The organism is Pseudomonas sp. ES3-33 (assembly GCF_000952175.1).
GTDB classification, from domain to species: Bacteria; Pseudomonadota; Gammaproteobacteria; order Pseudomonadales; family Pseudomonadaceae; genus Aquipseudomonas; species Aquipseudomonas gregormendelii.
Genome location: NZ_JZRI01000019.1, coordinates 1 through 593 on the forward strand (window position 1 = coordinate 1; position 593 = coordinate 593).

The 593-nt window shown below is 59.7% G+C and carries 1 protein-coding gene; it reads left to right on the top strand.

Annotated elements, in window-relative coordinates; translation table 11 throughout:
• Positions 1-593 (top strand): phosphonoacetaldehyde hydrolase (gene phnX, locus UB23_RS02400; RefSeq protein WP_152644224.1); only part of this gene is annotated, 593 nt, incomplete at both ends.

The window sequence follows — 593 nt, forward strand, 5'->3', positions numbered from 1 at the left end:
GTTCTGGACTGGGCGGGCACCGTTGTTGATTTCGGTTCCTTTGCCCCGACGCAGATCTTTGTCGAGGCTTTCGCCGAGTTTGGCGTCGCTGTCTCTCTGGAAGAAGCCCGCGGCCCGATGGGCATGGGCAAGTGGGACCACATCCGCACGTTGTGCAATCAGCCACAGATCGCCGACCGCTACCACGCAGCCTTTGGCCGCCTACCCACTGATGAAGACGTTACTGCCCTCTACGAGCGCTTCATGCCGCTGCAGATCGAAAAGATCGCTTTGCATTCAGCGTTGATTCCCGGTGCTCTCGATACGATCAACACCTTGCGCGACAACGGCCTGAAAATAGGTTCTTGCTCCGGTTACCCGGCCGTGGTCATGGAAAAAGTAGTGGAGTTGGCGCGCAAGAACGGCTATGTCGCCGACCACGTCGTAGCGACCGATGAAGTACCCAATGGGCGTCCGCACCCGGCCCAGGCCCTGGCCAACGTGATCGCATTGGGCATCAGCGATGTTGCCGCTTGCGTCAAGGTCGACGACACCTGGCCAGGTATTCTTGAAGGCCGCAGCGCTGGCATGTGGACGGTCGCATTGACCTGCTC